At 62.7% G+C, this 8,893-nt stretch carries 12 protein-coding genes; 4 read left to right on the top strand and 8 right to left on the bottom strand.

Annotation, left to right across the window (positions count from 1 at the left end; genetic code table 11):
- Nucleotides 1-1,117: 1,117 nt before the first annotated feature.
- Nucleotides 1,118-1,558 (bottom strand): prepilin-type N-terminal cleavage/methylation domain-containing protein, encoded by a 441-nt coding sequence (locus KBY75_RS14835; protein WP_255024502.1) that lies wholly within the window; start codon nt 1,556-1,558, stop codon nt 1,118-1,120.
- Between the two features lie 145 nt (nt 1,559-1,703).
- Between KBY75_RS14835 and KBY75_RS14830 the strand changes: the two genes are divergently transcribed.
- Nucleotides 1,704-3,029 (top strand): sensor histidine kinase KdpD, encoded by a 1,326-nt coding sequence (locus KBY75_RS14830; protein WP_255024501.1) that lies wholly within the window; start codon nt 1,704-1,706, stop codon nt 3,027-3,029.
- On the opposite strand, the gene KBY75_RS14825 is transcribed toward KBY75_RS14830, so the two are convergent.
- The 5 genes from KBY75_RS14825 to KBY75_RS14805 all read right to left on the bottom strand — a co-directional run bounded on the left by KBY75_RS14825 (nt 2,998) and on the right by KBY75_RS14805 (nt 5,810).
- Nucleotides 2,998-3,696, bottom strand: a complete 699-nt coding sequence (locus tag KBY75_RS14825; RefSeq protein WP_255024500.1) for a response regulator transcription factor — start codon at nt 3,694-3,696, stop codon at nt 2,998-3,000. The genes KBY75_RS14830 and KBY75_RS14825 overlap by 32 nt on opposite strands.
- Nucleotides 3,696-3,860 (bottom strand): hypothetical protein, encoded by a 165-nt coding sequence (locus KBY75_RS14820; RefSeq protein ID WP_255024499.1) that lies wholly within the window; start codon nt 3,858-3,860, stop codon nt 3,696-3,698. The genes KBY75_RS14825 and KBY75_RS14820 overlap by 1 nt, the downstream gene beginning before the upstream one ends.
- 45 nt (nt 3,861-3,905) lie before the next feature.
- Entirely contained in the window at nt 3,906-5,102 is a 1,197-nt protein-coding gene (locus KBY75_RS14815; protein ID WP_255024498.1) for an ATP-binding protein, read from the bottom strand.
- A gap of 151 nt (nt 5,103-5,253) precedes the next feature.
- A complete protein-coding gene (locus KBY75_RS14810) occupies nt 5,254-5,589 on the bottom strand; it encodes a type II toxin-antitoxin system PemK/MazF family toxin (RefSeq protein WP_255024497.1) in 336 nt (111 codons plus the stop codon).
- Nucleotides 5,586-5,810 carry an AbrB/MazE/SpoVT family DNA-binding domain-containing protein gene (locus tag KBY75_RS14805; RefSeq protein WP_106502152.1) on the bottom strand — a complete coding sequence of 75 codons (225 nt, stop codon included), beginning with the start codon at nt 5,808-5,810 and terminating at the stop codon, nt 5,586-5,588. Before KBY75_RS14805 ends, KBY75_RS14810 begins: the two co-directional genes overlap by 4 nt.
- A 120-nt stretch (nt 5,811-5,930) precedes the next feature.
- On the opposite strand from KBY75_RS14805, the gene KBY75_RS14800 reads away from it, so the two are divergent.
- Entirely contained in the window at nt 5,931-6,794 is an 864-nt protein-coding gene (locus tag KBY75_RS14800) for an ABC transporter permease (protein WP_255024496.1), read from the top strand.
- Nucleotides 6,795-6,878: 84 nt separating this feature from the next.
- On the opposite strand, the gene KBY75_RS14795 is transcribed toward KBY75_RS14800, so the two are convergent.
- Nucleotides 6,879-7,151 (bottom strand): hypothetical protein, encoded by a 273-nt coding sequence (locus KBY75_RS14795; RefSeq protein WP_255024495.1) that lies wholly within the window; start codon nt 7,149-7,151, stop codon nt 6,879-6,881.
- A 48-nt stretch (nt 7,152-7,199) separates the two neighbouring features.
- Between KBY75_RS14795 and KBY75_RS14790 the strand changes: the two genes are divergently transcribed.
- Nucleotides 7,200-7,544 (top strand): hypothetical protein, encoded by a 345-nt coding sequence (locus KBY75_RS14790; RefSeq protein ID WP_255024494.1) that lies wholly within the window; start codon nt 7,200-7,202, stop codon nt 7,542-7,544.
- A gap of 7 nt (nt 7,545-7,551) precedes the next feature.
- Here KBY75_RS14790 and KBY75_RS14785 read toward each other — a convergent pair whose 3' ends face one another.
- On the bottom strand, nt 7,552-8,247 hold the full coding sequence (locus KBY75_RS14785; RefSeq protein WP_255024493.1) for a TrmH family RNA methyltransferase: 696 nt from the start codon (nt 8,245-8,247) through the stop codon (nt 7,552-7,554).
- A 163-nt stretch (nt 8,248-8,410) separates the two neighbouring features.
- Between KBY75_RS14785 and KBY75_RS14780 the strand changes: the two genes are divergently transcribed.
- Complete coding sequence (locus tag KBY75_RS14780; protein WP_255024492.1) at nt 8,411-8,755, top strand: MGMT family protein; 345 nt, start codon at nt 8,411-8,413, stop codon at nt 8,753-8,755.
- Nucleotides 8,756-8,893 lie beyond the last annotated feature (138 nt).

Raw genomic sequence — 8,893 nt, 5'->3', positions numbered from 1 at the left:
GCCGATACATGCGGAAAACTTTGGGCGGCTTTTGGGCGCAAATGGGCCCATTTGCGTACATTTTACCGCCAGAAACTGCTCACATCCATTGCGCTGCAACTGTTCTGACCTTATTCAGGAGGCCCTACGAACAGGCACGTCAGCGTCGTCCACGACGGTGGTCACGATCTACACGTTGCTGGCATCAACCAGAGGTGGTCTGGATCAATCCACCACCCACGGAAATAGAACACCAACCAGCTACATTTGCCATGGCTGCCTGATCAGCAGCAGGGGCGTCATCTTTACTGGCAGTCACCGCTGAGGCTGGGGATGCGCAGCGGCTGCGGCAGTTGTTGGCGATGGTCGAAGCGGCGGCATCGGCTCCCCCCACACCTTCGGCGCTTGCCGGTATCGAACTGATTATATATTGAATTCCAGATGAGATAACGATCTGGTCCTTTCAGGATATTTTGATAAGTAAACGCTGTGAGCGGGTAGATGTTTGAAGTTGTCAAAACTCAGTCAGTGCCCTGGTTGTGACGCTGTGTTGGCTGGCGATTCTGAATGCTGCCTTGACTGAGGTGTAAAAACAAAGAGATAGAGTGTGATTGCAAGATGATCATGATTAAGAGGGGCAACCGTGGATGCTCCGGGATGAAAGCTCATGTCGGACTTTGCAAGGACACTGATTTAATCCATTCAGGAAGTAACCACAGGCGGCAATTGGCCTGGTCAGGCTTGATTGGGCGGATGCCTAGGTGTCAATTGGTTCCGCTATATTATTGCATGAGCAAAGCCTTGCTTTTGCTTAGAGCTTTTGAATGATTTTTATAGATGTATTATGGGTGATTGCCAAGAGCTTTAGTTGCTATTACCAGTTTCCAAAAAAGTTCCCGCGGGTCTTGTGTTGAGAGTTTTCTCTCGGATTGAAGGGAACGTCAAATGCTAAGGGCGTTGGTCAAGAGATGGAGAGGATTGATTGTCGATGTCGGATTGCCGACTATTAAATGAATCGCTTTAGGTGGTTTAAGCAATAAGCTTGAGTTAGATTAATTTGCGTCATGATTTATTGATCATCTATCAAAAAAAGCCAGGCTGCATGCCTGGCTTGTGGTTAAGAAATTTTGGATTAAATTTACCAAGTGCCTCCGGTGCAGCCAAAGCCGGTGCAGGTTTTTGAAATTGCGCCTGCTTGGCTAACTGTGGCTGTATATGTTGCCGCTGGACTAACAATAGTGGCGGCAAATGCTGTATCAGCGGTTTGAGAGCAGGTAGGAGTGTTAATCGTTACGCCATTGCCGCCAGAAGTTGTTTGGGCCCAGGTGGTGTCAGCTTCGACTTGCCAGACCTGGCATTCCTTGGCGCCGGCCGAAGCCAAGGACTTGGCAGCAGAGACCTTGGCCTTAGATGATTGATTCAAGAATGCTGGAAGTGCAACTGAAGCAAGAATGCCAATGATAATTACAACGATCAGCAGTTCCACCAGCGTGAAGCCGGCCTGCAGAGCATTTTTCGACTTCTGACGCTTGGCCAGGGCTGAAATCAGGAGGTGATTGGTGCTTGGGCGAGAAGTCATGGATGCTGAAGGGCGGAGCGCCTTAAGTGGGAAGCTTCCACCAGAGTGGTCTGTCTATCTGGTGCTGAATAGGCAAAGGCCCTGAGCATTGTCTGAAAACTGGCTGAAAATGCAGCCGGTCTTTGCGGTGTTCGCCCGGCTCGCCATGCGCATCTCCCCCCTGCGGCTCTGGCTTCAGTCCACTTCGCTGCTGGCCGTGCTGGCGGGCTACAGCCTGCTGTTGCTGCTCAACCAGGGCGTCGCCGTCCTGCAGCGGCGCCTGGCTCACGAGCAGCTGGTGAGCGCCCTGGTGGCCGAGCTGCAGCGCCGGGCCTCCACCTCGCAAGAGCTCGACGCCCTGCTCAGTCGCTCCCTGCTGCCGGGCCTGCAGCTGCGCCTGTTGCGGGGGGTGCCGCCGGCCAAGGCGGCCCCGGCGCTGGAGCAACGCCTTGATGAGGGCTGGCTCACCAGCGCCCAGCCGCTGCAGCTCGGCGATGGCCCCACCTACACCCTGCTGGTGGAGCAGAACGTGTCGGCTTCGGTGCAGCAGGAGCGCCTTGCCTTTTGGTTATTGGCGGTGGCGGCCGGCGTGTCGAGCCTGTTCACCAGCGGGCTGCTGCGGCTGGTATTGCAGCGGGGCCTGGTGCGGCCGCTGCAGGAGTTCACCGCCCAGCTGGCCGCCACCCAGGCGCCGCCAGTGCCCTCTGATCAGATCCCCGTGGCCGAGCAGCCCGAGGAGCTGCAGCCCATCGCCCTTGCTTTCAACGACCTGCAGCAGCGCCTATCGGTTTCCTGGGAGCGGCAGCGCTCCTTTGTAGATGGTGTTGCCCATGAGCTGCGCACGCCGATCACCTTGATCTCCGGCCACGCCCAGCGCCTGCTACGCCAGCCGGGCATCGAGGCCACAGCTCCTTCGCTGCGCTTGATCCAGCAGGAGGCCCAGCGCATGGGCGGCCTGGTGAGCAATCTGCTCGATCTTGCCCGCCAGGATTCCGGTCGCCTGCAGTTGCGGCGGCGACCGATCCTGGCTGATGAGGCCCTGGTGCAGGCCTATGAGCGGCTGGCCTTCAGCAGCGGCTGGCGCTTGCACCTAGACACGCCAGCTGCGGAGCTGCCAGTGGCGATTGGGGATCCGGAGCGGCTGCAGGAGTGCCTGGCCGCCCTGATCGAAAATGCGCTCCACTACAGCCCCACGCCGCTGCCGGTCAGCCTTGCTGCCGATCTGCAGGGCAATGCCCTGGTGCTTCATGTGCGTGACCAAGGCCCCGGTGTGGTGTCTGGCGAGCGCGAGGCGATCTTTGAACGTTTCGTCCGCGGAAGCGCCTCGATTAATTCCAGCAACCGCGGCAGTGGCATCGGCCTGGCCGTGGTGCGGCTTTTGATGGAGGCGATGGGTGGCTCGGTGCAGGTGGCTGATGCCCTCGGTGGTGGCGCTGATTTTCAGTTGCACCTGCCCCTGCTTAGGCCCTTGGGGGTGCCTCCTTCAGCATGAAGCCCACACCGCGGACGGTCTGAATCAGGGTTGGCCGGCCTTCTCGCTCCAGCTTGCGGCGCAGCGCCCGGATATAGACATCGAGCACGTTGTCGTCGCCTACCCACTGCTCGCCCCACACCGCGTTGAGGATCGCTTCGCGGCTGTGCACCTGATTGGGCTGGCGCAGTAATAGGTGCAACAGCTCAAATTCCCTACCGGTGAGGCTGATGCTTTCGCCGCCGCGGCTCACCTCTCGGCTGGCTGCAGTGAGCTGCAGATCCGCCAGTTGCAGTGTTTCCGGTTCGCTGCTGGCTTTGCTGGCGCTGCGCAGCCGGGCCCGCACCCGGGCCAGCAGCTCCTCGATTGAAAAGGGTTTGGTGAGGTAGTCGTCGGCGCCGGCATCGAGCGCCTCCACCCGTTCGCGCACGTCATCGCGGGCGGTAAGCATCAGCACCGGCGTGTGGTCATCACTGCCCCGCAAGCGCCGGCAGATCTCCACACCGCTGAAATCCGGCAGGGTCCAATCCAGCAGCAGCAGGTCCCAGCGGCTCTCCCTCAGCCGCATCAGCGCCTGCTGGCCGCTGGCCGCTTCGGCGCAGCTGTAGCCCTCGATCTCCAGCTCGGTGCGCAGGAAGTGGCGCAGCTCCGGGTCGTCGTCGACGATCAGCAGGCGGGGGCTGGGCATTAGCGCTCCCGGTCGGCCCTGATCAGCTCTTCCGGCGACTGGGGCCAATTCAGGGGAGGGCTCTGCGACCAGCGCTGTTCGATGCGCTCTACGCCCGATTGGCGCCGCAGAGGGGGATCGCCGCCCGCCTGGTTTTCCAGGTCGCGAATCTGCAGCGACGTCATTAGCGCCAGCCATTGATTCGCACCACCGTAGTGCGAGTGCATGCGCTATACGGGCGCCCAGCTGCTGGCCAGTTCGATCAGGGGCATGGCTTCGGCGCCGTTGCCCAGGGGGAAGCGGTGTGGGGCGCGGCACACCAGGGTGCGGGCTTCCACGCAGCCGCTGGGCAGTTCAGCGGCCACCTGATGCAGCCGACGCGCGTCGCTGGATCCGGGAAGTTCGCTCCATTTGGCATCGCCTAGCCAGAAGCGACCGCCCCGCTCCAGCAGCAGGTCGATCTCCTTGTTCCGATCCCGCCAGAAATGCAGCCGCCCCGCTCCACCGCCGATCAGCAGCGCCCGCCGCAGGTCCCCCACCACCAGCGTTTCCCAGAGGGCCCCAATCAGGGGAGAGCGCAGCAGATCGGCCTGGTTGTCGATGCCCATCAGCCAGCACAGCAAACCGGTGTCGCTCCAGTAGAGCTTCGGGCTGCGGCTCAGCCGTTTGCCCGCGTTGCCAAACCCGTCTGCACTCCAAGACCATGGCTCCAGCAAAAACACAAGGCCGCTGCGCTCCAGCAGCGACAACCATTGCCCAGCGGTGCTGCTGGCGATGCCCACATCCCGGGCGAGCTCGGCCCGGTTGAGCAGTTGGCCCGAACGCAGCGCACAAGCTCTCAAGAAGCGCTCGAATTGCAGCAGGTTGCCCACCTGTTGCAGGCTGCGTAGATCTCGCTCCAGGTAGGTGCTCACGTAGGAGCGCTGAAAGTCGCCGGCGTTGATGGCCGGCTGGCTCCACAATTCCGGGAAGCCCCCGCGCAACAGGATCTCCGGCAGCTGCGCCCCCGGTGCTGTCGCCTGGATTTCAGCAAGCCCCAGCCCCTCCAAGCTCAGCACCGCCGCTCGTCCGGCCAGGCTGTCGCCCACGTTCTGCATCAGGGCGAAGGGCTGCGATCCCGTCAGCACCAGCTGCCCGCAGGCCTTTTGGTCGGCGTCGACCACAGTTTTGAGATGGCGAAACAGGCTCGGCGCGTACTGCACCTCATCGATCAGCAACGGCAGCGGGTGCCGAGCCAGAAAGCTGGCCGGGTCGTGTTCGGCCGCTGCGGCTTCGCTGGGCAGGTCGAGCGTCACGTAGTGGTGCTCAGGAAACAGGTGCCGGCACAGGGCCGTTTTGCCCGTCTGGCGGGCGCCCGTGAGCACCAGCACCGGTCGGGTGCGGGCTAGCTCCAGCAGCCGGGCTTCGATCTGGCGAGGAATCCACATGGCGCTGGCTGCCGCACGGCCGTTGCCTGCCAATCCTGGCGCCAAATCCTGCCAATGCTGCGATGGGATCGAACGATTGGCGGGATTGGTGGCTATGGGCCTGCGCTGGGTTGCAGGGCTAGCGCCTTAGCCGCGAGCGTCAGCGTCGTTCTCAGTCCACCAGTTGGTGCAGCTGGGCTGCGACTCCATCTCGATCGGGCGGGGCCAGGTGTCCCAGGGTCTTCAGGATCAGGCGTTCATCCAGCGTGAACACCTTGAAGCGCACCAGGCAGGGCTGGGGCAGGCCGGCGGACTGATGGTTCTGGATCGTCCAATCCAGGGGCCACGCGGATTGCTTGGCCGACGTCACCATCGCCAGCAGCACGTGGCCAGAGGCCCGCTGAAAGTCGGGTGTCGACAGCACCACCGCCGGGCGCCGCTTCTGGGTGGCGCGATCCGTGAAGGGGAACGGCACCAGCACCAGCGAATGACGGTCAAACGGCTTCATAGCCCTGCGAAGGCTTCCTCATCCGCTGGGCTGCTCCACTCCTGCAGGCTGGCATCGAGGCTGCGTAGGTAGGCCAGGTCGAGCGGAGCAATTGCCCGCACGCGGACCGAGCCATCCTCCATCTCCCAGCTGAGTTGATCCCCCTGCCGCAGCCCCAAGGCTTCTCGCACCGCCTTGGGTACGGTCACTTGCCCCTTGGCCGTCAGGGTTGCCACTTCCATGGCCCTTGCCATCATTTTTATCCAAAACTCACTTTAGCGCGGAGCTCTCCTTACGGTAAGGAAGCCTTGCTGGTGGATCGAGCTGTTGCAGCCCGCCGCCTAGCTGCGTAAGGTCGCGCCATGCTTTTGTCGTTGCGCCGCGCCCCCAGCCTCTCGGTCCGCATGGCCCGCTGGGGTTTGGTGATCGTGGTGGCCTACGCCCTGGTGGCCCTGCTCACGCCGCTGCTGGTGCATGCCGGCTGGCTGGCCGATCCCAACGCTGGCCTGCAAAATCCGATCTATGCCCAGCCCTCGCTGAGCCACTGGTGCGGCACCGATCGTTTGGGCCGCGACGTGTGCGTGCGCACCCTGGCCGGCAGTGGCGTGGCCCTGCAGGTGGTGCTGCTGGCCCTGGTGATCGCCCTGCTGATCGGTGTGCCGCTGGGCATGGTGAGCGGCTACTTGGGCGGCTGGGTGGATCGGGTGCTGGTGCTGCTGATGGACACCCTCTACACCCTGCCGGTGCTGCTGCTCTCGGTGGTGCTTGCCTTCCTGTTGGGCCGGGGCTTGCCCAATGCCGCCGCCGCCCTATGCGTCGTCTACATCCCCCAATACTTCCGGGTGGTGCGCAACCAAACGGCCCAGGTGAAGGGTGAGTTGTTTGTGGAGGCGGCCCAGTCGCTTGGCGCCGGCCCGATCTGGATCCTGCGCCGCTACCTGCTGCGCAACGTGATCACCTCGGTGCCGGTGCTGCTCACCCTCAATGCCGCCGATGCCGTTCTGGTGCTTGGTGGCCTCGGCTTTCTGGGCCTGGGCCTGCCCGAAACCATCCCCGAGTGGGGCGGCGACCTGCAGCAGGCCCTCACCGCCGTGCCCACCGGCATCTGGTGGACCGCCCTCTACCCGGGCCTGGCCATGTTTGTGCTGGTGCTGGGGCTGTCGTTTTTAGGCGAAGGCCTCGAGAGCTGGCTCAGCGGCGGCAGCGCTCAGCGCACTGGATCCTGAAGCCCAGAGCAGGAAGAAGCTGCCAGGAGGTGGCTGCAAAAATCGCCGCACCGCCGCCATATCCGCAGCCAAAATGGAGTTTTGCTAGCAATAATGCACGGGATTTAGGCGTTCGCTCGCTTGAGTTCCATCGCCGTAGCTGGCGTAAAGCTTCTCCTCCACAATCGCTGAGCCGTGGCGCTCGTTGATGGAGCGTTTCACCGCGGCCCGTTCGTCATTGCTGAAATAAACGGCCCGCGCCAGGGCGACGAAAGCGTTGCCGAAGTCCTGCTTGGCCTCAAGGGCGCGGATGTTGTCTTCGATGCTCCAGAGCTTGGCGTTGATTTGGCGTAGGGCGTCAAACAGGTCGTCTGCCACCGCTCCCGCTCCACGTTCGCCAGCCGCTCGCCACTGAGCCGGGCGGCCTTGAGTTCCAGGATCGTGATTTTGTCGACCACCTCCCCGATCGAAGCCGGAATCTGCAAGTTGGCAGGGCTAGGGGACACGGCTGCGAGGTTCACCCCACAATGGAAGCACCCCGTCACCCTGTGGATAGTCGTGCCTTGGTGGTTGGATCTGCTCCTGCTCTCTGCTGCTGCGGCGCTTTGGTGCAGCGGCAATGCCAATGACGACGACGTTTGGAGCCTGTTCCAGAAGTTTCTCGCTGCCGTTGCCCTGGCGGTGGTGCTGCTCGGCGGCCGCCAGATTTTTCTTGAGCTGCTGGGCCTCGGCCTGGCCCTGTGGCTGCCCAGTGCCCGCAGATATCAGTAGCCGGGCTTCAGTGCCTGAGCTTGATCGTGCGGGGCAGGGTTTCGCTGATGGCCCCCTCGCTATCAAGGGCTGGGTAGGTGCGGCCTTCGCGCTGGCACCAGGCCGCCACCTCCGGATAGGCCCACTCAAACAGCAGGTTGTCGTAGCGCCCGGCCGGCACCCCTTCGCCGCGGCTGGGCAGCACCCCGGCCACCTGCCGCTGACGCAGCGCCTCAAACAGCAAGGTGGCGCAGGCCACGCTCACATTCAGCGACTGCACCATGCCGTGCATCGGGATCACGATCGGCTGATCTACCAATGCCGCCGCTTCAGCGCTTAATCCCCACTTCTCCGCCCCCAGCACCAGGGCGCTTGGGCCGGTGAAGTCGCACTGGCGGTAGTCCACCGCTTCCACCGACAGGTGGGTGCCATAGAGCCGAAATCCCTGGTCCTTGAGTTGGCGCAGCAGGGCCACGCTGGCGCCGTCGCTATGGCGATGCAGCGGTACCCACTTTTCGCTGCCCTTAGAGGTGCAGTTGAAGGTGGGCGTGCGGCCCGCCAGGCTCACCACATGGGCCTCCAGCACCCCCACCGCATCGCAGCTGCGCAGGATCGCCGAGAGGTTGTGGGGCTTATCCACGTGCTCGAGCACCACGGTGAGATCGCCCATGCGGCGATCGAGCACGGCCTTGAGCCGCTCAAAGCGGCGGGGCAGCAGGGGCATGGCGTCGGGCTCAGTTGAGGTGCGGAATCACGGGCATCTCCCGAATTACCAGTCTCCCCAATGACAAGTAGGCCTTGGGCAGTCACTTTTTTGTTTTTAGGCTGGGTTCAACACCCGGTTGCCCAAGCTCAAACCAGCTTTGCTTCCTCCCGCCCGGCGCTCGATGCAAGCTCCCGCCCCCAACTTTGATCAGCGGGTTTACGCCGTCGTGGCCCAGATCCCTTGCGGACAGCTGGCCACCTACGGCCAGATCGCTGAGCTGGTTGGGGTCTGGGGCGCCGCCCGCCAGGTGGGCTGGGCCCTGCGGCGGTTGCCCCTGCCGTCGGAGATCCCGTGGCAGCGGGTTGTTAATGCCAAAGGGCAGATCAGCTTCAACCCCAGCCGCGAAGGCAGCGACTGGATCCAGCGTGATCTGCTGCTCGCTGAAGGCATACCCGTAGATGCAGCGGGCCAGTTGCCCCTGGCCCAGCACCGTTGGCGTGCTGGGGCTGATGACTTTGCAAATTAGTTCTTCTTAGCTAGGGCCTCCTGAATAAGGTCAGAACAGTTGCAGCGCAATGGATGTGAGCAGTTTCTGGCGGTAAAATGTACGCAAATGGGCCCATTTGCGCCCAAAAGCCGCCCAAAGTTTTCCGCATGTATCGGC

This window comes from Cyanobium sp. T1G-Tous (assembly GCF_024345455.1).
GTDB lineage: Bacteria > Cyanobacteriota > Cyanobacteriia > PCC-6307 > Cyanobiaceae > Cyanobium_A.
The sequence above is the reverse complement of the archived record's forward strand: the minus strand, read 5'-3'. Positions and strand labels throughout refer to the sequence as shown.